The sequence below is a fragment of the Rhodococcus sp. AZ1 genome, from assembly GCF_054979605.1.
In genome coordinates this window covers 20888-46435 of record NZ_JBUEQF010000014.1, presented here as the reverse complement: position 1 = coordinate 46435, position 25548 = coordinate 20888, and the positions used below count along the sequence as shown (strand labels likewise).

At 70.0% G+C, this 25548-nt stretch carries 28 protein-coding genes; 16 read left to right on the top strand and 12 right to left on the bottom strand.

All coding sequences use genetic code 11. The features are described from left to right. Nucleotides 1-58 precede the first annotated feature (58 nt). The 3 genes from ACY48E_RS15230 to ACY48E_RS15220 are packed head-to-tail and all read right to left on the bottom strand — an operon-like array spanning nt 59 to nt 1045. Entirely contained in the window at nt 59-316 is a 258-nt protein-coding gene (locus tag ACY48E_RS15230) for a hypothetical protein (RefSeq protein WP_462873071.1), read from the bottom strand. A gap of 7 nt (nt 317-323) precedes the next feature. Beyond that, nucleotides 324-596: an Asp23/Gls24 family envelope stress response protein gene (locus ACY48E_RS15225; RefSeq protein WP_462873070.1), complete on the bottom strand. Its 273-nt coding sequence runs from the start codon at nt 594-596 to the stop codon at nt 324-326. Further along, nucleotides 593-1045, bottom strand: coding sequence for an Asp23/Gls24 family envelope stress response protein (locus ACY48E_RS15220; RefSeq protein ID WP_462873069.1), 453 nt, complete (start codon nt 1043-1045; stop codon nt 593-595). Before ACY48E_RS15220 ends, ACY48E_RS15225 begins: the two co-directional genes overlap by 4 nt. Before the next feature lie 146 nt (nt 1046-1191). On the opposite strand from ACY48E_RS15220, the gene ACY48E_RS15215 reads away from it, so the two are divergent. The 6 genes from ACY48E_RS15215 (at nt 1192) to ACY48E_RS15190 (ending at nt 5745) form a co-directional block, all read left to right on the top strand. Continuing rightward, nucleotides 1192-1770, top strand: a complete 579-nt coding sequence (locus ACY48E_RS15215; RefSeq protein WP_462873068.1) for an RNA polymerase sigma factor — start codon at nt 1192-1194, stop codon at nt 1768-1770. Next, on the top strand, nt 1761-2237 hold the full coding sequence (locus ACY48E_RS15210; RefSeq protein ID WP_462873067.1) for an Asp23/Gls24 family envelope stress response protein: 477 nt from the start codon (nt 1761-1763) through the stop codon (nt 2235-2237). The genes ACY48E_RS15215 and ACY48E_RS15210 overlap by 10 nt, the downstream gene beginning before the upstream one ends. Nucleotides 2238-2302: 65 nt before the next feature. Then, entirely contained in the window at nt 2303-2782 is a 480-nt protein-coding gene (locus ACY48E_RS15205) for an SRPBCC family protein (protein WP_462873066.1), read from the top strand. A 4-nt stretch (nt 2783-2786) separates the two neighbouring features. Continuing rightward, nucleotides 2787-4007: a PQQ-dependent sugar dehydrogenase gene (locus tag ACY48E_RS15200; protein WP_462873065.1), complete on the top strand. Its 1221-nt coding sequence runs from the start codon at nt 2787-2789 to the stop codon at nt 4005-4007. Nucleotides 4008-4072: 65 nt separating this feature from the next. After that, nucleotides 4073-4786, top strand: coding sequence for a phosphatidylserine decarboxylase (locus ACY48E_RS15195; protein WP_462873064.1), 714 nt, complete (start codon nt 4073-4075; stop codon nt 4784-4786). Nucleotides 4787-4812: 26 nt separating this feature from the next. Then, nucleotides 4813-5745, top strand: a complete 933-nt coding sequence (locus tag ACY48E_RS15190; RefSeq protein WP_462873105.1) for a CDP-alcohol phosphatidyltransferase family protein — start codon at nt 4813-4815, stop codon at nt 5743-5745. On the opposite strand, the gene ACY48E_RS15185 is transcribed toward ACY48E_RS15190, so the two are convergent. Continuing rightward, nucleotides 5725-6417: a type 1 glutamine amidotransferase gene (locus ACY48E_RS15185; RefSeq protein ID WP_462873063.1), complete on the bottom strand. Its 693-nt coding sequence runs from the start codon at nt 6415-6417 to the stop codon at nt 5725-5727. The two genes, ACY48E_RS15190 and ACY48E_RS15185, sit on opposite strands and share 21 nt — an antisense overlap. Before the next feature lie 100 nt (nt 6418-6517). On the opposite strand from ACY48E_RS15185, the gene ACY48E_RS15180 reads away from it, so the two are divergent. The 8 genes from ACY48E_RS15180 to mnhG are packed head-to-tail and all read left to right on the top strand — an operon-like array spanning nt 6518 to nt 16506. After that, a complete protein-coding gene (locus ACY48E_RS15180) occupies nt 6518-8704 on the top strand; it encodes an AAA family ATPase (RefSeq protein ID WP_462873062.1) in 2187 nt (728 codons plus the stop codon). Next, nucleotides 8705-10150, top strand: coding sequence for a hypothetical protein (locus tag ACY48E_RS15175; RefSeq protein WP_462873061.1), 1446 nt, complete (start codon nt 8705-8707; stop codon nt 10148-10150). Nucleotides 10151-10194: 44 nt separating this feature from the next. After that, complete coding sequence (locus ACY48E_RS15170; RefSeq protein ID WP_462873060.1) at nt 10195-13044, top strand: Na+/H+ antiporter subunit A; 2850 nt, start codon at nt 10195-10197, stop codon at nt 13042-13044. Next, complete coding sequence (locus tag ACY48E_RS15165; RefSeq protein ID WP_462873059.1) at nt 13041-13595, top strand: Na(+)/H(+) antiporter subunit C; 555 nt, start codon at nt 13041-13043, stop codon at nt 13593-13595. Before ACY48E_RS15170 ends, ACY48E_RS15165 begins: the two co-directional genes overlap by 4 nt. After that, nucleotides 13592-15226, top strand: a complete 1635-nt coding sequence (locus tag ACY48E_RS15160) for a Na+/H+ antiporter subunit D (RefSeq protein ID WP_462873058.1) — start codon at nt 13592-13594, stop codon at nt 15224-15226. Before ACY48E_RS15165 ends, ACY48E_RS15160 begins: the two co-directional genes overlap by 4 nt. A gap of 22 nt (nt 15227-15248) precedes the next feature. Then, nucleotides 15249-15902 (top strand): Na+/H+ antiporter subunit E, encoded by a 654-nt coding sequence (locus ACY48E_RS15155; protein ID WP_462873057.1) that lies wholly within the window; start codon nt 15249-15251, stop codon nt 15900-15902. Further along, on the top strand, nt 15899-16156 hold the full coding sequence (locus tag ACY48E_RS15150) for a monovalent cation/H+ antiporter complex subunit F (protein ID WP_462873056.1): 258 nt from the start codon (nt 15899-15901) through the stop codon (nt 16154-16156). Before ACY48E_RS15155 ends, ACY48E_RS15150 begins: the two co-directional genes overlap by 4 nt. Continuing rightward, on the top strand, nt 16153-16506 hold the full coding sequence (mnhG, locus tag ACY48E_RS15145) for a monovalent cation/H(+) antiporter subunit G (protein ID WP_462873055.1): 354 nt from the start codon (nt 16153-16155) through the stop codon (nt 16504-16506). The genes ACY48E_RS15150 and mnhG overlap by 4 nt, the downstream gene beginning before the upstream one ends. A 20-nt stretch (nt 16507-16526) precedes the next feature. On the opposite strand, the gene ACY48E_RS15140 is transcribed toward mnhG, so the two are convergent. The 4 genes from ACY48E_RS15140 to ACY48E_RS15125 form a co-directional block, all read right to left on the bottom strand. Beyond that, on the bottom strand, nt 16527-17663 hold the full coding sequence (locus ACY48E_RS15140; protein WP_462873054.1) for a glutamate--cysteine ligase: 1137 nt from the start codon (nt 17661-17663) through the stop codon (nt 16527-16529). Continuing rightward, on the bottom strand, nt 17645-18307 hold the full coding sequence (gene sodC, locus ACY48E_RS15135) for a superoxide dismutase[Cu-Zn] (protein ID WP_462873053.1): 663 nt from the start codon (nt 18305-18307) through the stop codon (nt 17645-17647). The genes ACY48E_RS15140 and sodC overlap by 19 nt, the downstream gene beginning before the upstream one ends. A gap of 89 nt (nt 18308-18396) precedes the next feature. Further along, complete coding sequence (locus tag ACY48E_RS15130) at nt 18397-18927, bottom strand: LytR C-terminal domain-containing protein (RefSeq protein ID WP_462873052.1); 531 nt, start codon at nt 18925-18927, stop codon at nt 18397-18399. Nucleotides 18928-18949: 22 nt separating this feature from the next. Continuing rightward, entirely contained in the window at nt 18950-19273 is a 324-nt protein-coding gene (locus ACY48E_RS15125) for a DUF3263 domain-containing protein (protein WP_462873051.1), read from the bottom strand. A gap of 159 nt (nt 19274-19432) precedes the next feature. Here ACY48E_RS15125 and ACY48E_RS15120 point away from each other — a divergent pair, with 159 nt between their 5' ends. Beyond that, the gene (locus ACY48E_RS15120; protein WP_462873049.1) at nt 19433-20023 is read left to right on the top strand and encodes a peptide deformylase; all 591 of its coding nucleotides are present in this window, start codon (nt 19433-19435) and stop codon (nt 20021-20023) included. Between the two features lie 27 nt (nt 20024-20050). Beyond that, nucleotides 20051-20944 carry an N-acetylglutamate synthase, CG3035 family gene (locus ACY48E_RS15115; protein ID WP_462873104.1) on the top strand — a complete coding sequence of 298 codons (894 nt, stop codon included), beginning with the start codon at nt 20051-20053 and terminating at the stop codon, nt 20942-20944. 116 nt (nt 20945-21060) lie between these two features. On the opposite strand, the gene ACY48E_RS15110 is transcribed toward ACY48E_RS15115, so the two are convergent. From ACY48E_RS15110 to ACY48E_RS15095, 4 genes are all read right to left on the bottom strand, one after another. Continuing rightward, nucleotides 21061-21930 (bottom strand): short-chain dehydrogenase/reductase, encoded by an 870-nt coding sequence (locus ACY48E_RS15110; protein ID WP_462873048.1) that lies wholly within the window; start codon nt 21928-21930, stop codon nt 21061-21063. Further along, nucleotides 21930-23423, bottom strand: a complete 1494-nt coding sequence (locus tag ACY48E_RS15105; protein WP_462873047.1) for a flavin-containing monooxygenase — start codon at nt 23421-23423, stop codon at nt 21930-21932. The genes ACY48E_RS15110 and ACY48E_RS15105 overlap by 1 nt, the downstream gene beginning before the upstream one ends. A gap of 68 nt (nt 23424-23491) precedes the next feature. Next, nucleotides 23492-24634: a PDR/VanB family oxidoreductase gene (locus ACY48E_RS15100; protein WP_462873046.1), complete on the bottom strand. Its 1143-nt coding sequence runs from the start codon at nt 24632-24634 to the stop codon at nt 23492-23494. Further along, nucleotides 24631-25521, bottom strand: coding sequence for a metal-dependent hydrolase (locus tag ACY48E_RS15095; RefSeq protein ID WP_462873045.1), 891 nt, complete (start codon nt 25519-25521; stop codon nt 24631-24633). The genes ACY48E_RS15100 and ACY48E_RS15095 overlap by 4 nt, the downstream gene beginning before the upstream one ends. Between the last annotated feature and the right edge of the window lie 27 nt (nt 25522-25548).

Genomic DNA, 25548 nt, shown 5'->3' with positions numbered 1-25548 from the left:
GGGGTCGGTGGGTATTGGGGTTGGTGGGAATTGAGGTCGGTGGTGGATCTGCGGATCGTCAGATGTCGATGTAGGTGCGGCGGGTGGGCAGGTGGCGTAGTGCTGCGCGAATCTCCTTGATCAGCGCTCGCATCGGCCCGCCGGCCACGAAGACGGTCGGTGGACCGGGGTCGATGTCGAGACTGCGCTCGCCGCCACCGAACCTGAGTTCGATGGCGGCGAGTTCGCGCCGCAGCGTCGCTGCGTCCCCACCGACGTCCGGATGGTGTTGCCGGATCGCCCGTCGGCGGGCTGCGCGATACCCGGGATCGGTCATCGGTGCCTCACACGCTCACGATGTCCTCGACGAACACGTGTACGGTGCCACCGCTGATCGTGGCGGCGACGCTGCGGACCTCGTCGGCCACCTCGCGAACGTCGGCACCCGACTGCACCGTCACGTGCACCTCGGTGCCCTCCGGGCGCTCGACGATGCCGGCCACCCGTCGGCCCGGCAGGTACGTCCCCACCTCGCCGAACACACCGGCATTGAGCGCGGCCACGCCCTCGACCGCGAGAACGGCCTGCTCGAGCGCGTCGAGCTGCTCCTCGTTCATCGCACGCGGGGGGCCGGGGCCGCCTCGGCCTGCTCCGACTCGTCGGACTCGCCGTCGAGGTGCACGTCGTGGACGGTGATGTTGACCTCCGTGACCTCGAGGCCGGTCATGCCCTCCACCGAGCGGATCACGCTGCGACGGATGGCGGCGGCCACGTCCGCGAGGGAGACGCCGTACTCGGTGACGATGCCGATGTCGATGGCGGTCTGCCGCTCGCCCACCTCGACGCCGATGCCCTGCGAGTGGTTGACCCGTCCGCCGGGGATGCGCTCGATGAGCGCGCCGATCGCACGCGTGGTGCTGCCGCCGAGCCCGTACACACCCGGCACGTCGCGGGTGGCGATCCCGGCGATCTTCGACACCACGACGTCGGCGATGACGGTCTTGCCGTGGGAGTCTGCGAGCGCGCTGTCGGACTTGGTGAGCGTGGACGAGGCGGGAGCGGTCATCGGGAACTTCCTTCCGTCGAGCACGCCCGATGCGGCGTGCGCTGTTCGGAAATTGAGTCGACCGATCCGAGGGAAATCACACGCCGGCGTGATCCGCGTCACAATACGGTTGGGCGTACGGGCCCGCAGCCGACTACGGTCACATGATGGCGATCGTGGCGGCCGAGGAGCGTGACCCGTCGACGGATGTGAGCGACGAACGGCTCGCAGCGTCCGCGGCCATGGGCAATCGGGCCGCGTTCCACACCATCGTGGTCCGTCACGGTCCCGCGATGTACCGGTACGCGCTGAACATGCTCTCCGATCACGGCGCGGCGGAGGAGGCGGTGCAGGACGCGTTCGTCGCCGCGTGGAAAGGCCTGAGCTCGTTCCGCTCCGACGCCAAACTGCGCACCTGGCTGTTCGGCATCACCGCGCACAAGGCGATCGATGCCCGGCGCAAGCGGATCCCGCGCCCCGCCGAGGACTGGGTGTTCGACTCCGTCGTCGCCGATCCGTCCACCGATCCCCAGGTACAGGCCTCGAGCGGCGACTTCCTGCGGGACCTGCGCGCCGCACTGGCCACCCTGCCCGAGCGTCAACGCGCGTCGTGGCTGCTGCGCGAGGTCGAGGGCATGTCGCACGTGGAGATCGGGCGGATCCTGAACATGACCCCGGGCGCCGTGCGCGGGCAGGTGGGCCGCGCCCGCACCACACTGGCCGAGAGGATGTCGACATGGCGATGACCGACGATTCGCTCGACAAGAGCACCCCCGACGGGGATCGGCTGCTCGCGCGCGCGGCGCAGGAACTGCGGGAGGAGCAGCTGCCGTCGTGGATGGAGGTGATCGAGAAGATCGCCACCGCGCTGCGGACCACCGCCATGCGCACCACACCGGTGTACGCCACCTTCCCCACCGCCGGGGACTCCGACGACACCCTGCGTGTGAGCGACCACGTCGTGGCCCTGGCCGTGGCCGCAGCCGTCGACGAGCAGGGCGCGGTCGCCGAGAAGGTCGAGGTGATCGTCGAGGACGGCCACTACGCCGGACTGACGCTGAACGTCGCCGTCGACTACGGGGTGGGGATCTCCGCGCTCAGCGACACCCTGCGCTCCGTCGCCGCCCGCACGGTTGCCGCGACCCTCGGCATCGACGTCGCCGACGACAGCGTCACCATCGCCATCACGGACGTCATCGTCCCCGGGCAGTAGCGCTCGGGCCGGGCGGGACGCAGTAGGCTCGGCCATCCCCCGTCTCCCCCCACCCAGGAGTCACCGTGCCCGCTTCCCTGGCCGCCAGCATCGACATCGACGCCCCGCCGAGCGCGGTGTGGTCCGTGGTCTCCGACCTCACCCGCATGAAGGAGTGGTCGCCGCAGTGTGTGGCGATGAAGCCGCTGCGCGGGAGCATCCAGCGCGGCACCCGCACCATCAACCTCAACCGCCGTGGGCTGCTGTTCTGGCCCACCACCGCCACGGTCACCGAGTTCGAACCCGAACGCGCCGTGGCGTTCCGGATCACCGAGAACAAGACGGTGTGGTCGTTCACCCTCGAGCCCACCGCCACGGGCACCCGGCTGACCCAGCGTCGCGACTCCCCGAACGGGGGGTCGGCAGTGTCGAGCCTCGCGGTGAAGACCGTGATGGGCGGAACCGAGAACTTCGACGCCGAACTCACCGCCGGCATGCAGCAGACCCTCGAACGCATCAAGGCCGCCGTCGAGAAGGCCGGTACTGGGAAGTCCTCGTATTCTTGACCTCATGAGCATCCGAGCAGCGCGGCGTCCAGCAGACAGACGTCGCGTGGTGCTGCCCGTCGTGGCACTGGCCACGGTCGTCGCCCTCCTCGGCGGTTGCTCGTCGACACCTCCGCCGTCGGTCGAGCCCGACGCCGGCGCCACCTCCGCCTCCGCGATGCCCACTCCCGTCGACCCTGGCTCACCCGCGGTGCGGATCACCGAGCTGGCATCCGGGCTCAACCGGCCGTGGGACGCCGTGCGCGCACCGGACGGCACGGTGCTCACCGGCGAGCGCACCGGACGGTTCGTGGCGATCCTGCCCGACGGGCGCACCATCGACATGGAAGCCGACATCACCGGTTTCTTCTCCAGCGGTGAGACCGGGCTGATGGGCATCGCCCTCGATCCGGGGTTCGCCGAGAACCGCATCCTCTACACCTGTGAGGGGCACCGCGACGCCACCACCACCGACATCCAGGTACGCGAGTGGATTGCCGCCGAGGACTGGACACGGCTGGTGCCCGAGCGTGTGGTGATCGGCGGATTCCCCGTCAGCACCGGCCGGCACGGGGGGTGCCGAATCCTGGCCCAGCCCGACGGGACGCTGCTGATCGGGACCGGCGACGCCGCCCGTCCCACCGTTCCACAGGATCCGAACTCGCTGGGCGGCAAGGTTCTTCGCGTCGTCGCGGCAACCGGGCAACCACCGGCGGACAACCCGTTCCCCGGCTCGCCCGTCTACACCCTCGGCCACCGCAACGTGCAGGGGCTCGCGGCACGACCCGGCACCGATCAGGTGTTCTCGGTGGAGCAGGGCAGTTCCCGCGACGACGAGGTGAACCTGCTGCGACCGGGCGCGAACTACGGGTGGAAGCCCGACCGCAGCGGCACCGGATACGACGAGTCCGTCGCGATGACCGACCCCGTGCGAGTGCCCGGCGCTGTACCGGCGGTGTGGAGTTCGGGCCCGCAGACCATCGCGACCGCGAGCGGCACGTTCCTCACCGGCGACCGCTGGGGCGCCTGGAACGGCGCACTGGCACTGGGCGTGCAGAAGGGCAAGCAGGTGCTGCTGCTGGGACTCTCCGACGACGGCACCGAGGTGCTCCGCCAGACGCGCATCGACGCCCTCAGCGGGCCGTACGGTCGCATCCGCACCGTCAACGCCCAACCCGACGGGACCCTGCTGGTCACCACCGACAACGGCGGCAACGACAAGGTGCTGCTGGTCTCGCCCGAGTGAGCGAACGCGGCGCACTGACGTAACCTGAGCGTGCCGGACCGACCTTCCCAGCGATCGAGGAGCCCGTGGCGCGCCGACCCGAACCGAGTGGCACACCCCCCCGTTCCGGAGTCCAGCACTTCGTGGAACTGGTCAAGTCCACCGTCCCACCGCTGCACCCCGCGGGCGCACCGTTCGTCGCCGCGCCCCTGCTGGTGTCGCTGCTGACTCGCAAGAGGCGCCTGATCAGCCGTCCCGCACTGGCGTTGGCCGGGTTCTCCGCGCTCTTCTTCCGCCATCCCTCGCGGGTGGCACCGACGCGCACCGGCGTCGTGGTCTCCCCCGCCGACGGCACCGTCGCACTCGTCGACACCGCTGTCCCGCCCGTCGAACTAGACCTGGGTATCGATCCGCTGCCGCGGGTGTCGATATTCCTGTCGGTGCTCGACGTGCACGTCCAGCGCACCCCGATCAGCGGCACCGTCACCGCCGTCGAGTACCGCAAGGGGCAGTTCCTCTCCGCCGATCTCGCCGACGCCAGCGAGGTCAACGAGCGCAACTCGATGCTCATCCACACCCCGAGCGGCCACGAGGTGGCCGTGGTGCAGATCGCCGGTCTGATCGCCCGCCGCATCGTCTGCGAAGCCTCCGTCGGCGACGATCTGACCATCGGCAGCACGTACGGCCTGATCCGCTTCGGCTCCCGCGTGGACACCTACTTCCCCGCCGGGTCGACACTGCTGCCCGTCGTGGGCCAGCGCGCGGTCGGCGGCGAGACCATCCTGGCCGAACTGCCGTGACCACCACCGAGCCCACCCGCGGCCGCATGCAGGCGGTGCGACTGCTGCCGAGCGCGGTGACGATCCTCGCGCTGTGCGGCGGACTGTCGGCGGTGAAGTTCGCCCTCGACGCCAACCTCGGTATCGCGCTGGCCATGATCGGCGCGGCGGCGATCCTCGACGCTCTCGACGGACGCATCGCCCGTCTGCTCGACGCCACCACCAAGATCGGCGCCGAACTGGACTCCCTCGCCGACGCCATCTCCTTCGGCGTCGCACCCGGGCTGGTGCTCTACGTGACGCTGCTCGAGGGCAGCCCCGGCGGCTGGATCATCACGCTGCTGTTCGTGGTGGCGACCGTGCTGCGACTGGCCCGCTTCAACACCCTCATCGACGACGACACCCGGCCGCCGTTCGCGGGCGAGTTCTTCGTCGGCGTCCCCGCCCCCGCCGCCGCCCTGATCGCGATGGCGCCGATCGCCGCGTTCGAGCAGTTCGGGTCGGGGTGGTGGTCGTCGTTCACCTTCGTCTCGATGTGGACGGTGTTCGCGGCCGCGCTGGCCGTCAGCCGCATCCCCACCCTGGCCCTGAAAACCGTGTCGGTGCCACCGCGCGCCGCGCCCGGAGTGCTGTTCCTGGTCGCCCTCGCCGCCGCCGCTGTGGTGACGTTCCCGCTGGTGCTGCTGATGCTGCTGGTCGCGGTCTACCTCGTGCACATTCCGTTCGCCGTGCGGTCCCAGCGGTGGGTGGCCGCCCGCCCGGAAGCGTGGAACTACAAGCCCGCCGAGCGTCGAGCGGTGCGGCGGCAGGCACGGCGTCGACCGGTGGCCGTGCGCCGACCGGGACGCACCCGAACCTCCACCGACCGCCTGCGCCTGCGTCGTCCCCGCCGGGCCGCCGGGTCGCCGGGGCAGTCGGATGCGCCGGGTCGGTCGGATGCGCCCGTGCGGTCGGACCCGTCAGACGCGCCGAAGGAATAGCTCGACCAGGCGCTCGCACGCCCGTCGCGACTCGTCCTCCCGGGCGGCCACCTCCGCGGCCAGCGCGGCCACATCCACCGTCGCCTCCACCTGCTCGCGCTCACCGCGCCCATCCCACCCCGACGCCCACGAGGCGAACACGTCGGCATCGATCTCCGGATGGAACTGCACGCCGAGGTGCCGCCCCGCGGTGAACGCCTGCTCAGCCGCCGGGGTGCGCGCGAGGGACTCAGCACCCGGGGGAACGCTGAAGGTGTCGTAGTGGAACTGCATCCACGGGCCCGGCGGCACCAACTCGGGATCGTCGGTCTCCACCGTGACGAACCCGATCTCCGACTGCTCCGCCCGTCGCACCTGCCCCCCGAGGGCGCGCGAGAGCACCTGCCCGCCGAAGCAGATGCCCAGCACCGCAACATCATCGGCCACCACGCGGCGCACGAAGTCGAGTTCCGGGGCAAGCCACGGCAGCGTGTCGTCGTACGCGGCGTCGGCGGAGCCCATCACCACCACCACGTCGGCGTCGGCGGGATCGGGGTCGGGCACGTCGCGGCACTCGAACGACGCGGCGATCACCTCGAACCCGCGACGCTCGAGCGCAGGGCGCACGGTGCCGATGTTGCGCAGCCCGAGTTCGTGACTGCTCTCGTGGTAGACGACGACGGCGGTTGGCATGGTGCGAGCCTAGGCACCCCTGTTGGCCCTGCGCACCTGCTATTGCGTGCGCATCCAGCAAAGACCGGTGCGTCGAGCGCGGGAGACTAGGCTCAGGGCGGTGAGCGAACCGCAGCTGACGTTGACCGTGCGCGTGGCGATCTCGGCCGCCGATGCCCGGCGCGGGGTGGTGCGCGTGCACACCGAGGCGCTCGCGGCGCTCGGCCTGCGGGAATGGGACGCCGTGGCGCTGACCGGGGCCCGGCGGACCGCCGCCGTGATCGCCTGTGCACCCGAGGGAACACCCAGCGGCACAGTGCTTCTCGATGATGTGACGCTCTCGAACGTGGGCCTGAAGGAGGATGCGCGGGTTGTGCTGAGCCCCGTGCTGGTACACGGCGGCCGCACGGTGACGGTGCGCGGATCGGCGCTGGTGGACGGCGCACTCGACGGGCCGGGTCTGCGTGCGGCCCTGCTGGGCAAGGTGCTCACACCGGGCGACACGGTCTCCCTGCTGCCCCGCGATCTGGGCCCGGGGACGTCCAACGCGGCGATCAGCAAACGGCTCGCTGGGGTGTTCGGGGCGGCGTGGACCTCCGAGCTGCTGACCGTGGTCACCGTCGACCCACCCGGCCCGGTGAGCGTGCAGCCTAACACCGCGGTCTCGTTCGCCGATGCCACCCCGGCCCCGGCGACGGCCACCACCGCGCGGGCAGCCACGGCCGGGGCGTTCACCGTCACACCGCCCAGCACCTCCGCTCCACCCGAGGTTCTGCCCGGCGCGCAGGGCGAGGCCGCCACCCTCACCGAATGGCTGACCTTGGCGCTCGATCGTTCGGCGCTGCTGACAACGCTGCGGGCGTCCGCGCGGCTCGGTGTGCTGATCACCGGCCCGGCCGGCGTGGGCAAGAGCGGGCTGGTGCGCACCGTCGCGCACGGTCGCCGACTGGTCGAACTCGACGGGCCCACCATCGGTTCCCTTGCCGCCGACGGGCGCCTGGCCGCGGTCACCACCGCCACCGACGACGTGCGAGCCGGCGGCGGGGTGCTGCTGATCACCGACGTCGACGCCCTGCTGCCCACCCCCGCCGAGCCGGTCGCCGCACTGATCCTCGAAGCCCTGCGCGCCGCGGTGGACACCGCCGGCGTGGCACTGATCGTGACCAGCGCGCACCCGGAGTCGCTCGATCCGCGACTGCGAGCGCCGGAGATCTGCGACCGCGAACTCACCCTCGTGCTCCCCGATGGGCGCACCCGCGCGGCGATCCTGGCGCTGCTGCTCCAGGAGGTGCCCGCCGACGAGCTCGACCTCGACGACATTGCCCTGCGGACACCGGGTTTCGTGATCGCTGATCTCGAGGCGCTGTGCCGGGAGGCAGCGCTGCGAGCGGCCTCGCGCGCCCACCGGGACACCACCGACCCTCGCCTGACGCAGGACGATCTCGTCGGGGCACTGTCGGTGGTGCGGCCCCTCGCCCGCTCCGGGAGCGAGGAACTGGCCGTCGGATCGCTGAGCCTGGACGACGTCGGCGACATGGTCGAGACCAAGCAGGCGCTCACCGAGGCGGTGCTCTGGCCGCTGCGACACCCGGAATCCTTTGCGCGCCTGGGCGTCGACCCACCGCGCGGCGTTCTGCTGTACGGCCCACCCGGGTGCGGCAAGACGTTCGTGGTGCGCGCGCTCGCGAGCTCCGGTCAGCTGAGCGTGCACGCCGTCAAGGGCGCCGAACTGATGGACAAGTGGGTGGGCGCGTCGGAGAAGGCGGTGCGCGAACTGTTCGACCGCGCACGGCGATCGGCGCCGTCGCTGATCTTCCTCGACGAGGTCGACGCCCTTGCCCCGCGGCGCGGGCAGACCTCCGACGCCGGCGTCGCCGACCGGGTGGTGGCAGCGCTGCTGACCGAACTCGACGGTGTGGAGCCGCTGAGCAACGTCGTCGTCCTCGGGGCGACCAACCGACCCGACCTCATCGACCCAGCCCTCCTGCGGCCCGGTCGGCTCGAGAAACTGGTGTTCGTGCCGCCACCGGACGCGCAGGCCCGCGCGGCGATCCTGGGAACGGCGGCGAAATCCGTTCCCCTCGAGGACGGCGTCGACCTGCAGGCGCTGGCCACCGAACTCGAGGGGTACTCCGCAGCCGACTGTGCGGCGGTGCTGCGCGAAGCAGCGCTGGCGGCGATGCGACGCGACGTCGAGACCGCCACCGTCAGCGCCGCCGACATCACCGCCGCCCGCAGCGCGGTCCGCCCCTCCCTCGACCCCGACCAGGTGGCCTCCCTCGCCGCCTACGCCGCTGGGAGGGGCTGAGTGACGAGTTGGCGTAGCCTGCTGCCCTTTCTCCCCGTGCTGGCGGGGGTGCCGGGGGTGGTGGCGGGGGTGGTGTTCGCCAGTCCGCGCAGCGACGGGTGGCTGCTGAACGCATCGGCTGCGGAGATCCGGCGCTGGCTCGACGCGCAGGGTGCGGCGCTGGTGATCGGGGCCGTCGTCGCGGTGGCGACCTACGTCGCCTGCGCCGTGCTGGCCGGACGGACCGAGGCCACCGGCGAGCATGGGACGGCGGGCCCGCTCGAGCCGGCGACGACGCGTCCGTACTGGGTGTCGGTCACGATCGCCGCCCTGGTGATCGCGGCGGTGAAAGTGGCGGTGCCGCAGGCCGCGGGGATCGACTCGCTGATTGCGCTACAGGTGCTCAAACTCGGTGCGGCGGGGGTGCTCCTGGGGTCGTCGACCTACGCCGTGCGGGGCTCGCGTCGGGGCCTGGCGGCGGTGGCGACGGGTGTGCTCGGCGCCTATCTGTTGGTCGCGGCGGGCGGCCGGGTGGATCTGCTGACCAACCAGTTCGCACCCACTCGCCCGTTCAGCACCAGCGTCTTCGGTGAACCCGCGTGGTGGGCTCTCACGGGCGCCGTGGTGGTCGGTGCCCTCGGGGTGGTCAGCGGTCCCCCCGCACCACCGGCGGGGTTCGGTCCCCGCGTCGCGCTGCGAACAGTGGTGTGGGCCGCGGTCGTCGGCGCCGTGGGGCTGATCGCGCAGCGCGTGGTGGTGAACGCACTCGACGCCTCCGACATCGGCCGCGCGATCATCGCGGCCCTCGCCGTGGCGGCGACGGTGCTCGCCATCGACGTCGCGCGCACCCGGTGGGATCGTGCGGACTCCGCGTTCCCGATGACCGTGGTCGCGATCGTCGCGGCGGCGGTGTCGGTGTGGTCGGGCCTGCGCACGACGGGTGCGCCGCCGACCGTCACCGTGCTGGTGGGCGTTGCGGCCGCGGTGGTGGGGCTGATCGCCGCTGCCCGGCTGCGACCCACCCGTCTCGGCCGCGGACCCTGGTTGGGCCTGGTCGCGTTCGCGCTGCTCGCGACGGCTCCGATCATCGGTGCACTCACCCGCGCGCCGGCTGCCCCGCTCGGCGCCGTCGTCGCGGCCGCGGCCGGACTGACGCTCGCCGTCACCGCCCTGCCCGCCGCCCCGAACCGGACACCCGACGACTCCGTCAACGGCTTCACCCTCGTGATCGTCGGCGCGCTGGGCGTGCTGCCGGTGGCGGCGATGCTTCCCGATCGAGTTCAGGTGGGGGATCTCGACATCGCCGAGTTCCTCGCCGGCTCGCGCAGCCTGTACGCCGAGTACCCCGCCACCGACCGGTTCGGCCACCTGCTGATGCTCGGCGTGGTGATCTACTGCGCCGCCCGTGTGTACCTTCGACGGCCCGTGACACCGCCCTTCTCTGTCGGCCCACCCGATAGACTATGAACGCCCGCCACCCCGCCGCCCACGATTCCTCGACGGAGTGACCTGTGCTGCCCATCTTTCTCGCCCACGTCCTCGCGGCCCTGTCCGCGCCGATGGTGGTGCGCAGATTCGGCAGGAACAGCTTCCTCGGCCTGGCCCTGGTGCCGTTCGCCGGGTTCGTGTGGGTGGTGGCGAACCTGCGTACCGAGCACCGCACCCGGATCGAATGGGTGCCGGGCCTGTCGATGAACATCGAGCTGCGATTCGACTCGCTCGCGGCTCTGATGTGCCTGCTGGTCCTGGGGATCGGCGCGCTGGTGCTGGTGTTCTGCAGCCGCTACTTCGAGGACGACGAACCTCGCCTGGGCCTGTTCGCGGCGAAGATGACCGCGTTCTCCGGCGCCATGTTCGCCCTGGTGATCAGCGACAACCTCCTGCTGCTGTACGTGATGTGGGAAGCGACGACGGTGCTCTCGTTCCTGCTCGTCGGCCATCACGCCGAGCGCGCATCGAGTAGACGGGCCGCCACTCAGGCCCTGCTGGTGACCACCGCGGGCGGGCTGGCGATGCTGGTGGGCATCGTCGCGCTCGGACAGCGCGCGGGCACGTACACCATCTCCGAACTCCTGGCCGACCCTCCCGGCGGCGTCTACACCGCCGTCGCCGTCGCGCTGATCCTGGTGGGGGCGCTGAGCAAATCCGCAATTGTGCCCCTGCACTTCTGGCTTCCCGGCGCGATGGCCGCACCCACCCCGGTCTCCGCGTATCTGCACGCCGCAGCGATGGTCAAGGCCGGGGTGTACCTCGTTGCGCGGCTGGCGCCGGGGTTCGCCGACACCGGGCCGTGGCGCGCGACGATCCTCGTTCTCGGCATCACCTCGATGCTGCTCGGTGGGTGGCGGGCGCTGCGGGTCAACGACCTCAAGCTGAGCCTGGCGTTCGGCACCGTCAGCCAGCTGGGCCTGCTGATCGTGCTGGTCGGCCTCGGCTCGCGCACCGCCATGATCGCGGGCCTGACGCTGATGCTCGCGCACGGACTGTTCAAGGCGGCGCTGTTCATGATGGTCGGCGTCATCGAGCACACGACGGGCACCCGCGACATGCGCAAACTGGCCCGTCTGGGCCATCGCAGCCCGCGCATCGCCGTCGTCGCCGCCCTGGCCGCAACATCCATGGCGGGACTTCCCCCACTTCTGGGCTTCGTCGGCAAGGAGGCCGCCCTCGAGGCGTTCGTGCACACCGACACCCTGCACCCGGCCGCCGCGGTGGCCGCGCTGGCGGGCGTGGTTCTCGGCTCGATCCTCACCGTCGGGTACAGCATCCGATTCCTGTGGGGCGCGTTCGGCCGTAAGCAGCGCCGCGACCCCAGCCCGGCCGTGGCGTCGATGCACCCGCCCAGCACCCTGATGCTCCTCGCGCCCGCGGTGTTGGCCACCCTGGGGCTCGTCGGCGGGCTCGCCGCTCCGCTCGTCGACACACTCGTCGCCCCGGCAGCAAACCTGATGCAGCGCAACGGAACCGGCGAGAAGGTCTACGCCCTCGCGCTGTGGCACGGGCTGGGTGTACCGCTGGCGCTCACCGTTGTGGTGATCTTCGGTGGAGTCGGGGTGTACCTCGGGTACCGGCACATCACGGCCTTGCGGCAGGCCGCGCCGCCCATCGCCAACGCCGACCGCGCGTACGACGCCGTCCTCCGCGCCATGGACGAGATCTCCCTGCGACTGACTGGAACCACCCAGCGCGGGTCGCTGCCGGTGACGCAGACGGTGATCATGTTGACCTTCGCCATCCTGCCGATGGCCATGATCGCCCTCTACACCCGCACCATGCCGTCGTTCGCGCTCGGCGATCCCCTCCAACTGGGTATCGGACTGATCATGGTCGCCGCCGCTCTCGGCGCCACCGTGATGCGCAACCGCCTGGCCACCGTCGTCCTCGCCGGTGTGGTGGGGTACGGCAGCGGGGTGATCTTCGCGCTGCACGGCGCTCCCGACCTCGCACTGACGCAGTTCCTCGTCGAAACCCTCATGCTCGTGGTATTCGTGCTGGTGCTGCGCAAACTGCCACCGGAGGTCGACACCTCCCGCCTCATCGGTCGACCCCGGCGCCGCATCGCCCTGGCCGCCACCGTCGGCATCACCGTCGCGGTACTCGGCGCCCTCGCCGTCGCGGCTCGATCCACCGAACCCATCTCCACCGCGCTGCCGAATCTCGCCTTCACCGAGGGCGACGGACGCAATACCGTCAACGTCATCCTCGTCGACATTCGGGCCTGGGACACCCTCGGCGAGGTGTCGATGCTGCTCATCGCCGCGACGGGCGTCGCGAGCCTGGTGTTCCGCAACCGCCGATTCGGCAGCGCCCCGCGGGTGTCCGACGCCCCTGCGCCGAGCCCGCGCGAGCGGATGAACCCCGACCAGGCAGACGACGAGGTCACCTGGCTCACCGGCAGCAACCTGCTCGACCCCCGCCAGCGGATCCTGCTGCTCGAGGTCACCACCCGCATGGTGTTCCCCACGATGATGGTGCTCTCGGTGTACTTCTTCTTCGCGGGCCACAACGCTCCCGGCGGCGGCTTCGCGGGTGGACTGACCGCGGGCCTGGCGCTGGTCCTGCGCTACCTCGCCGGCGGGCGCTACGAACTCGGCGAGACGGTGCCCCTGGACGCGGGCCGCATCCTGGGCGCCGGCCTGTTCTTCATCACCGGCACCGCGGTGACATCGATGCTGCTGGGGGCGGCCGTGCTCTCGTCGGCCACCATCTCCGTAACGCTGCCGGTGCTCGGGAACATCAAACTGGTGACGGCGCTGTTCTTCGACCTCGGCGTCTACCTGATCGTGGTGGGCCTCGTGCTCGACATCCTGCGCAGCCTCGGCGCGCGCCTCGACTCGCCGATCGAGGTGAAGCAGCAGTGACCGCCGACATCGGGATTCTCGCCGTGGTGGCCGTGCTGGTCGGGGCCGGGGTGTACCTGCTGGTGGAACGCTCGATCACCCGCATGTTGGTGGGGCTGACGCTCGTCAGCGCCGGAGTGAACCTGGTGTTGCTCACCGCCGGCGGACCCGGCGGCGCACCGCCGATCGTCGGGCGCACCTCGACAGCATCGGACACCACCGCCGACCCCCTCGCCCAGGCGATGATCCTCACCGCGATCGTCATCACGATGGGTGTCGCCGCGTTCGTTCTCGCCCTGGCCTACCGCAGCTTCACCATCAACATCGCCGACACCGTCGAGGACGACGAGGAGGACCGCAAGGTCTCGCTGCGCCGGGCACCGTCCGACGCTCCCGACCGCGACCGCTCCGACGACCCCCTCACCGGCGGTCCGCGCATGGCCGGCGACGCCTTCGACGAGGACGGCAACCCCATTCCCATCGAACTCATCCGCAACCGCGAGGACCTCGATGGATACGTCGAGATCAACGACGACGCGTACTCGGGCGAGCGGCCGGAGAGCACGACATGAGCGCCCCGAACGCCCTGGAGACGCTGAACGCGGCGACAACACTGAATGCGGCGACAGCGCTGAACATCCTGACCCCGCTGCCCGTGCTGATCCCGCTGATCGGCGCCGCTGCGACACTGGCCGTCGGTCGCAGCCCGCGCCTGCAGCGCACGGTCACCATCACCGCGCTGGTGGCGGTGCTGGCGGTGTCGTCGGCACTGCTGGTGCTCGTCGACCGCACCGGAACCCACGCCCTGCAGGTCGGTGGCTGGGCGGCGCCGGTGGGCATCACGCTGGTGGCCGATCGCCTGGCGGCGGTGATGCTGGTGGTGTCGTCGATCGTGCTGCTCGCCGTCATCGTCTACGCCGTCGGGCAGGGCATCCGCGACGGCAGCGACGACCAACCCACGTCGATCTTCCTGCCCACCTACCTGGCCCTGACGGCGGGCGTGTCCAATGCGTTCCTCGCGGGCGACCTGTTCAACCTCTACGTCGGGTTCGAGGTGCTGCTGGCCGCATCCTTCGTGCTGCTGACCCTCGGGGCCAGCGCGGATCGCGTGCGCGCGGGCGTCTCGTACGTGATGGTCTCGATGGTCGGCTCGCTGATCTTCCTCGTGGGCATCGCCTACGCCTACGCCGCGACGGGCACCCTCAACCTGGCGCAGATGGCGATGCGGCTGGACACCCTGCCCACCGGGGTGCGCCTGGCGATCTTCTCGGTGCTGCTGGTGGCGTTCGGGATCAAAGCGGCGGTGTTCCCACTCTCGACATGGCTGCCCGACTCGTACCCCACCGCACCGGCCCCGGTCACCGCGGTGTTCGCGGGCCTGCTCACCAAGGTGGGTGTGTACGCGATCATCCGCGCCCACACCCTGCTGTTCCCCGGCGGTGAACTCGACAACGTGCTGCTGGTCAGCGGACTGCTGACGATGCTGGTGGGCATCTTCGGCGCCATCGCGCAGAACGACATCAAGCGACTGCTCTCGTTCACCCTCGTCAGCCACATCGGGTACATGATCTTCGGCATCGCGCTCTCCACCGAGATCGGCCTGTCCGGCGCGCTGTACTACGCGGTGCACCACATCGTCGTCCAGACGACGCTGTTCCTGGTGGTCGGGTTGATCGAGCGGCAAGCCGGGTCGTCGTCGCTGCGGCGCCTCGGTGGGCTCGCGATCGCCAGCCCCGCACTGGCCGCGGTGTTCCTGATCCCTGCCCTCAACCTCGGTGGCATTCCGCCGTTCTCGGGCTTCATCGGCAAGCTGGCTCTGCTGCAGGCCGGCGCCGACGACGGCAGCGTGCTGGCCTGGATCCTCGTCGGCGGCGGCACCGTGACCAGCCTGCTGACGCTGTATGTCATGGCTCGCGTGTGGACCAAGGCGTTCTGGCGGGCACGCGCGGACGCACCCGAGGGTGATCTCTCCGACGCCGTGCCGTCCGCCCTGATCGACGAATCGTCGGACATCGACTTCGTCGACCGCACCGATCCGGGCCGCATGCCCCCGGCGATGATCGGGCCGACCGTCGCCCTCGTGGGGGTGGGCCTCGCGATGACGCTGTTCGCGGGCCCGGCCATCGGGATCGCCGATCGCGCGGCACACGATCTGATCGACCGTTCGGTGTACGTCAGCGCCGTGCTGGGTGGTCAGGGCTGATGGGGCGGGAAGGGGTGATCCGATGAGGCGCAGCACGCAGATCCGCCTGGTCAACCTGGCGTGGCTCACCGTCGTGTGGGTGCTGCTGTGGGGCACGGTCAGCGCGGCGAACATCCTCGGCGGGCTCCTCGTGGGCGCCGTGGTGATGTGGCTCCTGCCGCTTCCGCGGGTACCGGTCGAGGGTCGAGTGCACCCGCTGTCGGTGCTCGAGCTTCTCGTCGTCGTGGTGTGGTACTCGATTCTGTCGAGTGCCCAGGTGGCATGGGCCGCGGTGCGCCCCGGTCCGGGGCCGCTGACCGGAGTGCTGCGCCACCGCGTGGCCATCAAGTCCGACCTGGTGCTCAGCCTGTACATCGACGCACTCAACGTCGTCCCGGGCACCATGGTGCTCGAGGTGGACCGGCGGCGGCGCCAGATCTACATCCACGTACTCGACATCGGCACGGAGAAGGCCGTCGCCGGCGTCCGTCGAGTGCTGGCGCGGTACGAACGGTTCTTCATCGACGCCTTCGAACGCCCCGAGGACTGGCAGCCCTCCGCGTGGCGCGACGTCGCCCTGCGGCCGCGGCGATGGAACCGTCGAGCCTGGACACGGGCGAGGCGTCGCCGCGCCGACCACAACACCCGGCTGCTGCGATCCCCGAGAAGGCCGTCATCAACGAGGAGACCGTCATGAACACCGTGCTCGCAGTGTCCGGGGTGATGCTGGTGGTGGCCGCGGCCATCACCACGTTCCGCCTGCTCGCCGGCCCCGGAACCCTCGACCGGCTCGTGGCGATGGACACCCTCATCGCGATCGCCATCGCGGGCCTGGCCGTGTGGTCGATCTACAGCCGCGACACCACACTGGTGCCCGCCATCGTCGCGCTGTCCCTCGTGGGGTTCACCGGCTCGATCAGCGTGGCCCGGTTCCGGGTGGCCGACAAATGAGCATCTCCGACATCGTCAGCGCAGCATTCGTGCTCATCGGGTCCCTGCTCGCACTCACCGCGGCCATCGGCATCGTGCGATTCGACGACACCCTCTCGCGCATGCACGCCGCCACCAAACCGCAGGTCATCGGCATGGTCCTGGTGCTGATCGGGGCGATCATCTCCCTGCGGGGAAACGTCGACATCTGGATGCTGGTGCTCGTGGCGTTGTTCACGCTGATCACCGCACCGGTGATCGGGCACGTCGTGGGGCGGGTGGCCTATCGCGAACAGCGTGGTCGCGACGGCGTGTTCGCGGTCAACGAACTCGAACCCGACGCCCCTGCCAACCGGCCACGAGCGGACTGACCGCACCCTCTGCGGGCGGTCTACAGCGCCAGATCGCGAACCAGGGAATCGACCACCGCCCGCAGATCACCGTCGGCCTCGGCGGCCACTGCGCGCTGGCGCTGATACGACGCGCCCACCCTCGGAATGTCCTCCACCGCAGCCAGTTCCGCCTCGCAGCCGAGACGTCGCGCCGTCGGGGCGAGACGCTCGAGCAGGTCGTCGAGGTCGTCGGTGACGAGCCGCTCGTTGCTGTCGGCATCGAGGATGATCTCCGCCTCGAGCCCGTATCGCGCTGCGCGCCACTTGTTCTCCTGCACGTGCCACGGCGGGAGGGTCGGCAGCACCTCCCCGGCCGCGAGGCGCTCGTCGTAGTGGACCACCAGGGAGTGGATGAACGCCACGAGGGCACCGAGTTCGCGCCGGGTGGACACCCCGTCGCACACCCGCACCTCGATGGTGCCCAGGCGCGGCACCGGGCGAATGTCCCAGTGCATCCCGCCGAGGTGCTCGATGACACCGGTCTTGAGCTGGTCGTGCACGAAACCTTCGAACTGCGACCAGGTTTCGAACTGGAAGGGCAGCCCCGCCGTGGGCAGCTGCTGGAACATCAGGGCGCGATTGCTCGCGTAGCCGGTGTCCGAGCCCGCCCACACCGGCGAGCTCGCCGACAGCGCCAACAGATGCGGGTACTGCAGCAGAAGGGCGTTGATGATCGGGAACACCCGACGCGGCGACGACACCCCCACGTGCACGTGGACACCCCAGATGAGCATCTGCCGACCCCACCACTGGGTGCGCTCGATCAACTCGTCGTAGTTCGGGGTGCGGGTCAACTGCTGCGCCGACCATTCCGCGAACGGATGCGTGCCCGCGCAGATCAGCTCCAACCCCATCGGCTCGGCGACCGAGCGCACCAGCGACAGGGATTCGGCCAGATCGTCCATCGACTCGCCGACCGTGTCGCAGACCCCGGTGACGAGTTCGACCGTGTTGCGCAGCAACTCCTTGGTCACGCGCGGCGTCTGACCGACGCGGGCGTGAACCCCGTCCATCACCTCGGCTGCGGTGTTCGACAGATCTCGGCTATCGGCGTCGATCAACGCGATCTCCCACTCGACCCCGATGGTGGGCCGAGGGGAGCTCGCGAAGGGAACCTCTACCCGACGATCGCGCACGCGACCCGGCTGCCGGAATCACCCGTCATCAGGGTGGTCTCGTCCGGAACCGGAGCGCCGTCCGGGAGCGTGTAGCGAGTGGGAATGTTGGCGAAGTTGTCCGGCCCGGAGTGCACGATCACCGAGACGCCCTTGCGGAGGTCGTTGAGCGTGAACGCATCCGAGGTGGTGGTCAGATCCGCGTGTCCGTCCTCGCGCGCCTGCAGGGAGGTCAGGTCGCCGCTGGCAGGGTGCTCGGTGCGCCCACCGACCTGCAGATGCCCGCCCGCGGACAGGAACGCCCCCGGCGCCCCGCCCGACGGTGCGACGGAGTTGGGGTCGCACACCGGGTTCTGGTGGATGTGGAATCCGTGGAAGCCGGGCGTGAGACCCTCGGCGACCACTTTGATCTCGACGTGATCGCCCTCGTCGGTGAACGTGACCGTCCCCATCGAGCGCCCGTCCACACCCTCGAACTCCCCCGAGATGGACTGCCCGGTGGCGCCGTTCGCGGCACTGGGGTTGGGGGCGCCGGTGAACACCGGCGGGGTGGTGCCGGGCACGTCGGACGGGGTGTCACCGGGGCTGCATGCGGCGAGGCCGAGTGCCACGACGGCGACCAGGGGTGCCGCGAAGCGGATCGGGCGAGACGTCGAGCTGGCCATCAAGTGTTCTCCTTCGAGGAAACTGCACGCGTGCAGGAATCATAACCAGCGGCCGGTACAGGGCCCACGACCGTCACCGGTGCCCCGCCCTACTGGGTGACGACGACGATGATGCCGGGTTCGGAGTCACTGAGACCGGCGATCCGCGGCTCCGCCGAGACACCGAGCGTGGTGGCGATCTTCTCCGCCTCGGCCTTCTGCTGATCGGACCCCGCCTGGTAGTAGACGGTGGTCTGCGGGACGGTGCTGGCGCTGTAGTTGCCGGTGCCGCTGACAGTGAACCCGGCCGAGGTCAGGGTGGACGCCGTGCTCGACGCCAATCCCTGGACATTGCTGTTGTTGAGCACCTGCACCGTGAGCACCGCCGGTGCGGCGGAGGTGGTGGACGCGCTGGTGGTGGCCGCGCTCGACGTGGGAGCGCTGGAACCGGGGCCTGCGGCCGGGGCGTTGGTGGGCGTCGGCGCGGCGGCCGGGGCCTGCGGCGGGCCGGAGACGGCACCGCCGCCGGAACCGGTGAGGGAGAACACCCCGATCACTGCGAACAGCACCGACAGCGACAGCAGAACCATCGCCAGGGCACGCAGCGGGATACCGGAGGATTCCGGAGCGGGAGCGGTCACGCGTGCAACCCTAGACGAGAACTCAGATCTCGAAACCCAGACGACGGGCGGCGCGCGCCTTCTGTCGGCTCGCGCGCAGGCGACGCAGGCGCTTGACCAGCATCGGATCGGCTGCCAGCGCCTCGGGCCGATCGACGAGTGCGTTGAGCACCTGGTAGTAGCGGGTCGCGGACATGTCGAACAGGTCCCTGATGGCTTCTTCCTTGGCGCCGGCGTACTTCCACCACTGGCGCTCGAAGGACAAGATGTCGTGCTCGCGCCGGGTCAACCCGTCGGTACCCGCCTCGCCCGACGCAGCGTCGGACTTGTCGGACCGGCCGTGACTACGCGCTGCTGCGCTGTCCATCCCACTCCTTCTGGGGCCACCGAACTTCTCCGATAACCGAATGACAACAGTGTTCTTCGAGGGGTCTTCGGGGCTATTGAACCATGTACGCGCCGCCGCGTCGCCGCTTGCGACCGCGGCGCGCCGACCCGAATGGGGACGCCAGTATCCTTCCGGGTCATGGCAATTCTTCCGATCCGCATCATCGGCGATCCGGTCCTGCACACTCCCACCGAGCCGGTGACCGCGACCCCGGAGGAGCTCGCACCGCTGCTGGCGGACATGTTCGAGACACTGGACAAGGCCAACGGTGTCGGCCTGGCCGCCAACCAGGTCGGTCGATCCCTGCGGCTGTTCGTCTACGACTGCCCCGCCGCGGACGAGAACGGCACGGTGCGTCGCCGTCGCGGTGTGGTGATCAACCCCGTCCTCGAGACCTCGGAGATCCCCGAGACCATGCCCGACCCCGAGGACGACGACGAGGGCTGCCTCTCGGTGCCCGGCGAGCAGTTCCCCACCGGGCGCGCCGACTGGGCCAAGGTGACCGGAACCGACGCCGACGGCGAGCCCGTCAGCGTCGAGGGCACCGGGTTCTTCGCGCGAATGCTCCAGCACGAGGTGGGCCACCTCGACGGGTTCCTGTACGTCGACGTCCTCGTCGGCCGCAACGCCCGCGCCGCCAAAAAGGCCGTCAAGCGCAACGGGTGGGGCAAGCCCGGGCTGAGTTGGGTGCCGGGCACGGTCGAGGATCCGTTCGGTCACGACGAGTGAGAGGGCGGTGAGAGCGTGACGCGGGTGATGGTGCGCTACCGGCTGCCCGCGGGGTCCTCGCACCCGATGACCGACGTGATCGGCACCCTCGCGGCCTCGACCGAGCACACCCTCACCGTGATCGATCGCCACGGCGCTGCGATCGATATCGAGCGCGCCGCAATCGTGGCGATCAGGCAGCTGCCGCCGCGGCCGGTGCGGACCTCCGAGATCCGCTCGCTCGAGACCGCGGTCGCCCTGGCCTGGCCCGGCACTCAGCAGCAGTGGGTCGCCGGGTGGCTGCTGCGTTTCGGACACGGGGTGACCCGTCGAGCCAATTCTGCTGTGCGCCTGAGCGATCAGGCACCTGCGACGCTGCCCGACGCGGCCACCGTGTGGTTCGCCGACCGCGGCATCGGCCCCCGACTGCTCCTACCCGACCGCCTGGGCGCCGCACCGGACGGCTGGAACACCGTCCTGCACAGCGACGTGTTGGTGCGCGACATCGATGAGGCGGTGGACCCGGTGCGACCGGGCACGGTGGTGACGGCCGAGCCGGATCCTTCCTGGCTGCGTGGGTACGGCCGCGGGGACGACCCCCACCTGGTCGCGGTCGTCGCAGCCGTCGACGGCGAGGTGAGGTTCCTGCGCGACGGCGCGAGCGGGTCGGTGATCCGGCTGGCCGTGACCGACGCACCCGACGGCACCCGCTGGGCCGGGCTGTTCTGCCTCGAGGTGCCCCGCGATCGCCGCCGCGAAGGCCACGGCACGGGCCTGTGCCGCGACGCTCTGGCGCTCGGGGCCACCCTCGGGGCCACCCGCGCCTACCTCCAGGTCGAGCGGGGCAACGCCGGTGCGCTCGAGCTCTACCGCACCCTGGGGTTCACCGCGCACCACAGCTACCGGTTCGCAGAACCCGCCGAACCCTCCGCCACGACCTAGCACGCGCGGACGCCGGCAAGCCCCCGGGTGTGTGTTGTGCCCACCTTCGAGCGAATTCAGGCGACGAGCGCTGCCGAATTCGCTCAGAGGTGGGCACAATGACCACCCCACCTACCTCAGGCGTCCGGGGTGATCCGCGCCGGAATGGTGTAGCGGGCCTCGACCTGGCCGACGAGCGTGCGCACGCGCCGATCGCGCACCACCACGGCGTCGATCAGCGGGTTCGCCAGCCCGCGGAACCAGGAGTAGCCCCACCAGATCTTCGGCGCCATGGTGCGCGCCTTCCGTCGGGTGATGCCCTCGACGACGCTGGTGGCGGCGGTCTCGGCCGTGGCCCGCTTGGTGAACGGCCAGGGCAGGAGCTCGCCGACCTTGCGGCCCAGTGGATCGTGGTCGAGGGTGGCCCTGGCCAGATCGGTGTCGATCAGACCGAAGTACGCCACGCCGACGCTGACGCCGTGACCGGCCAGCTCGAGCCGCAACGCACGCCCGACCTGCTCCGTCGCGGCCTTGCTGGCCATGTATCCGGACGCACCCAGGGGCGGGGAGAACGCCGCTGCGGAGGACACCACGACGATGTGCCCCTTGGTGGCGATGAGTTCCTCGATGGCGGGTTGAACGGTGTGCAGAACCCCGAAGGTGTTGACGTCCATCACGCGCTGGAAGTGCTCGAAGTCCAGCACCCTCAGCGTGCCAGGGGGCGGGGTGATGCCGGCGTTGGCCACCACCACGTCCAGACGCCCGAGTGTGCGCACGGTGGTCTCGACGACCTCCCGCATGCGATCGCGGTCGCGCACGTCACCGGTCTGCACGGCCACCCGGTCGGTGCCGATGCGATCCGCCGCGTCCTTCAACGCCACCGGGTCGAGATCGACCAGCATCACCGAGGCGCCTGCGGCATGCAGCTGCACGGCGATGGCGTGACCGATTCCCTTGGCGCCACCGGTGATCAGGGCAACCTTGCCCCGCACGTCGAACGTGGCCATCAGCGCCCTGCCGCGACGGCGGGCTCGGCCTCAGCGGTCCGAGCAATGTACTCGGAGCCGTCGAAGTGCTCCATCCGCCGTCGGAACGAGGCGTTGAATCCGGGCCAGAACGTGTAGTTCCGGCCGCCGGGGACGAGGTAGTAGCTGCTGCAGCCGCCGGAGTTCCACACCGACCCGGCCAACCGCTTGTCCGTCTTCTCCACGAACTCGGCCTGCACCTCGGGGCGAACCTCGAGGCTGGTGAGCTTCTTGCTGTCCATCTCCCGGAGCGCACCGAGCACGTACTCCACCTGGCACTCGATGGTGACCACCTGCGAGGTGTAGACCACCGCGTTGGGTCCGAGAAGCATGAACAGGTTGGGGAAGTTCTCGATGGTGGTGCCGAGGTGCGCCTTCATCTGCCCACCGCGCCACTGCTCGGCGAGGCTGGCACCGCCGCGTCCGCGCAACAGGCGGAAGCCGTCGTTGTCGATGATGGTGAACCCGGTGCCGAAGATGATGGTGTCCACCTCGTGCCGCTCGCCGTCGACGGTGACGATGGCGTCCTTCTCCACGTGCGAGATGCCGGAGGTCACAACGTCGACGTTGTCGGAGGCGAGCGCCGGGTAGTACTTGTTGGAGAACGTGGGCCGCTTGCACCCGAACGCGTAGTTCGGGGTCAGCTTGGCGCGCAGTTCCTTGTCCCGCACCTGGTTCCGCAGGTGCATCCGCCCGATCGCCGCCGCGCCCTTGAGCAGGCCCGGCCGGTACACCAGACCGGGCACCAGAGCTTCCTGCACGAGGTCGAGAGCCTTGCGGGCCAGACGCTGGGTGATGGGAGCTGCGGAGAAGACGGCTTTGATGGGGCTGCGGACCGGACGATCGGGGTGCGGCATGATCCACGTGGGTGTGCGCTGGAAGACCGTCATGTGCTCGACCTTGGGCTGCAGCTGCGGAATGAACTGCACCGCAGAGGCTCCCGTACCGATGACGGCGACGCGCTTGCCGGTGGTGTCATGGTCGTGGTTCCACTGCGCCGAGTGGTACCAGGTGCCCTCGAAGGTCTCGAGGCCCTCGAGCTTGGGCACCGACGGCTGACTGAACGGACCCATGGCCGCGATGACCACGTCGGCCGACCACGAACCCTGGTCGGTGTCGACGAGCCACTGCTGCGCGGTGTCGTCCCACTGCGCCCCGGTGACCTCGTGGCCCAGCCGCAACCGATCGGCGAAGCCATACTTGTCGACGATGTCGGCCATGTACTGCTTGATCTCGGCCTGCAGCGGGTAGAACCGCGTCCAGTTGGGGTTGGGGGCGAAGGAGAACGAGTACAGGATCGACGGGATGTCGCACTGGGCACCGGGGTAGGTGTTGGCCTGCCACGTTCCGCCCACCTCGCGGGCGCGCTCGAGGATCACGAAGTCGTCGTAACCGGATTCGATGAGCCGCGCCGCCGCGCCGAGCCCGCCGAATCCCGCGCCGATGATGAGTATGCGAACGTGGTTGCGCTTCACTGCTTTCCTCGATCTCGTTGTCCTGGCGCTCGTCGCGGGCCTGGTGGTCTTGGTGGTCCTGGCCGTCGTCACAGGTCCACCACCAGAGACTTGCCGCGCGAGACGCACACCAGCATGGTGTCGGCGCGCTCGCTCTCGAGCAGGCGGTGATCGTTGTGTTCGACCGTCCCGCCGACCACCTTCACCCGACACGTTCCGCAGAAACCCTGCCGACACGAGTAGGTGATGTCGCGGCGCTGACGCAGCAGCGCGGTCAGCGCGGACTCCTCGGCACCGACGGTGATGCTGGAGCCGCTGCGAGCCATGGTGATCTCGAACTCCTCGCCGCCGACGATCGGAGGCGGCGCGAAGCGTTCGGTGTGCAGCGATGCCGTGGGGTCGACGGTCGGCAGCACTCGGTGCGCCGCGTCGATCAAAGGCGCTGGGCCGCAGAGGAACACCGACGAGCCGGGGACGAGTCCGTCGAGAATGGTCTCGATCGGGGTGATGCCCACCTCGTCGTCCGGCAGGATCGACACCTCGACCGTGCCCGTGTTGGAGGGTGCTGTTGCGATGGCGTCGATCTCGTCGAGGAACGGCATGCTCGCCCGCGAGCGACCGGTGTAGACGAACTTGCAGTTCGCCCCCGACGCGACGGCGCGCCGCAGCATCGGCAGGATCGGGGTGATGCCGATACCGCCGGCGACGAAGAGGATGTTGTCGGAGACCACGAACGGGTAGGCGTTGCGCGGCCCGCGCACGCGCAGTGTGGATCCCTCGGTGATGCTCTCGTGCACCTCGGCGGAACCGACTCCGTTGTCGACCTTGCGCACCGAGATGCGGAAGCGACGACGGTCGGAGGGATCACCACTGAGCGAGTACTGACGCTGGATTCCCGAGGGCAGGAAGATGTCGAGGTGGGCACCGGGGGTCCACTCGGGCAGTTCCGCACCGGAGGGGTCGATCAGGTGCAGTGACACCACGCCGTCGGCCTCCGGGACCACCTTCTCCACCAGCATGTCGATGTCGAAACCCTCACGCCGCACGGGCGTGGTGCGTCCGAGGACGGGTGCGAGGCGAGGCTCGGACACCAGATTCGAGTACGCCTTCACCGCCACCATGGCGCCCTTGAGGATCTTGCTGGGCGCCACGGTGGGGTCGAACTGCGGACGAGCCGATCGACGATCCGGCTTCGGAGTGGTGCTGCTCTCGCCGTTGGGGGCGTCGGTCATGCCTCCGCCGCCCGAGCAGCCGGGGACACCGCGAGGTAGCGGACGGCTTTCTCGATCGGGCCGAGCTGCGACGGGTGGAAGCCCGGGCGCAGGTACTCGGGGATCTGCTTGGCCAGGAACCAGGTGTTGGGGATCATGCCGGCGCGGGCGGCGCGGAAGTAGGCGACGGGCCACGGTGCGACGCGCTTGCCGCCGGCCTGCTCACGGTAGAGCTGCGCGGACGTGGAGAACCACAGCAGGGCCAGGCCCACGAAGGCGATGAACGCGGTGCGCACACGACGGGAGTAGCTGCCCGAGACGTACTGGAACGCGTCGTACGCGACGTTGCGGTGCTCCATCTCCTCGGCGCCGTGCCAGCGCAGCAGGTCGAGCATGGTGGGGTCGCCACCGATCTTGTCGAACTCCGTGTTGTCGAGCAGCCACTCTCCGACGACGGCGGTGTAGTGCTCGGCGGCGGCGTACAGGCCGAGGCGCTCGTGCAGCCAGAACTTGGCCGCGCGGCCCTTGAGGCCGTGGTCACCGAAGATCTGGTCGACGATGTAGGTGATGCGCTTGACGTGCTGGTCGACCTCGACGCCGTTCTCGCGCAGGTAGTCACGGAAGCCCTCGTGCGAGCTGGCGTGGGTGGCCTCCTGGCCGACGAAGCCGACCACCTCTTCGTGCAGGCGGGGGTCGTCGATCAGGGGCAGGGTCTGCGCGAGCACATGGCCCATCGCACCCTCACCCTCGGGGAGCACCAGGTGCATGACGTTCCAGAACTGGGTGGCGTAGGGCTGGCCGGGCAGGTATTCGAGGGGGACACCGTCCCAGTCGAACTTGACGTTGCGGGCGGCGAGCGCACGGGCCTCGTCCGTGTAGCGAACCGTCTCGACATTCGGAGTGGACATCGGAGTCTCCCTTGACTGTGGTTGATA

Bases quoted from the DNA above. Each gene is read 5' to 3' on its own strand.
- ACY48E_RS15225 (WP_462873070.1), bottom strand. From the start codon at position 596: ATGAACGAGGAGCAGCTCGACGCGCTCGAGCAGGCCGTTCTCGCGGTC.
- ACY48E_RS15120 (WP_462873049.1), top strand. From the start codon at position 19,433: ATGGCAATTCTTCCGATCCGCATCATCGGCGATCCGGTCCTGCACACT.
- ACY48E_RS15210 (WP_462873067.1), top strand. From the start codon at position 1,761: ATGGCGATGACCGACGATTCGCTCGACAAGAGCACCCCCGACGGGGAT.
- ACY48E_RS15220 (WP_462873069.1), bottom strand. From the start codon at position 1,045: ATGACCGCTCCCGCCTCGTCCACGCTCACCAAGTCCGACAGCGCGCTC.
- ACY48E_RS15160 (WP_462873058.1), top strand. From the start codon at position 13,592: ATGAGCGCCCCGAACGCCCTGGAGACGCTGAACGCGGCGACAACACTG.
- ACY48E_RS15200 (WP_462873065.1), top strand. From the start codon at position 2,787: ATGAGCATCCGAGCAGCGCGGCGTCCAGCAGACAGACGTCGCGTGGTG.
- ACY48E_RS15125 (WP_462873051.1), bottom strand. From the start codon at position 19,273: ATGGACAGCGCAGCAGCGCGTAGTCACGGCCGGTCCGACAAGTCCGAC.
- ACY48E_RS15230 (WP_462873071.1), bottom strand. From the start codon at position 316: ATGACCGATCCCGGGTATCGCGCAGCCCGCCGACGGGCGATCCGGCAA.
- ACY48E_RS15100 (WP_462873046.1), bottom strand. From the start codon at position 24,634: ATGACCGACGCCCCCAACGGCGAGAGCAGCACCACTCCGAAGCCGGAT.
- ACY48E_RS15215 (WP_462873068.1), top strand. From the start codon at position 1,192: ATGGCGATCGTGGCGGCCGAGGAGCGTGACCCGTCGACGGATGTGAGC.
- ACY48E_RS15190 (WP_462873105.1), top strand. From the start codon at position 4,813: ATGCAGGCGGTGCGACTGCTGCCGAGCGCGGTGACGATCCTCGCGCTG.
- mnhG (WP_462873055.1), top strand. From the start codon at position 16,153: ATGAGCATCTCCGACATCGTCAGCGCAGCATTCGTGCTCATCGGGTCC.
- sodC (WP_462873053.1), bottom strand. From the start codon at position 18,307: ATGGCCAGCTCGACGTCTCGCCCGATCCGCTTCGCGGCACCCCTGGTC.
- ACY48E_RS15155 (WP_462873057.1), top strand. From the start codon at position 15,249: ATGAGGCGCAGCACGCAGATCCGCCTGGTCAACCTGGCGTGGCTCACC.
- ACY48E_RS15150 (WP_462873056.1), top strand. From the start codon at position 15,899: ATGAACACCGTGCTCGCAGTGTCCGGGGTGATGCTGGTGGTGGCCGCG.
- ACY48E_RS15185 (WP_462873063.1), bottom strand. From the start codon at position 6,417: ATGCCAACCGCCGTCGTCGTCTACCACGAGAGCAGTCACGAACTCGGG.
- ACY48E_RS15095 (WP_462873045.1), bottom strand. From the start codon at position 25,521: ATGTCCACTCCGAATGTCGAGACGGTTCGCTACACGGACGAGGCCCGT.
- ACY48E_RS15115 (WP_462873104.1), top strand. From the start codon at position 20,051: ATGGTGCGCTACCGGCTGCCCGCGGGGTCCTCGCACCCGATGACCGAC.
- ACY48E_RS15110 (WP_462873048.1), bottom strand. From the start codon at position 21,930: ATGGCCACGTTCGACGTGCGGGGCAAGGTTGCCCTGATCACCGGTGGC.